The organism is Ochrobactrum sp. SFR4, assembly GCF_019730395.1.
In the GTDB taxonomy this organism is placed as follows: Bacteria; Pseudomonadota; Alphaproteobacteria; order Rhizobiales; family Rhizobiaceae; genus Pseudochrobactrum.
On the sequence record NZ_JAAPBB010000656.1, the window covers coordinates 1 to 285 of the forward strand.

General features: G+C 51.6%; 1 protein-coding gene. It reads right to left on the reverse strand.

Going from position 1 to position 285, the window contains the following annotated elements:
* The coding region (locus HBA93_RS20685; protein ID WP_221724522.1) for a 7TM-DISM domain-containing protein at positions 1–285 on the reverse strand (285 nt) is incomplete at both ends.

Below are 285 nucleotides of genomic sequence, written 5' to 3' on the forward strand. Positions count from 1 at the left end.
GAGCTGTGGCAGGTTCGGGGATGCCATTTCCGCAACCAGTGTAATCACCGAGCCCGGATTGATAGTAATCAGAAACACATCCGCATCAGGACTGACCTGACGATCAAGAGCGAAGCCCTCACTCGGGGTAATAGAAGAAATACGCTGAGATCCCAGATCCGGCCAGACAAAACCTGATTTTACAAGGCGGTAATGCGGGGCAACAATCAGACGGTCAATTTGCTCATCGGTTGGGTTGGCGATAGCAAAAGCTGCCCAGTTGCCACTGGAGCGTTTGTTTTTGTC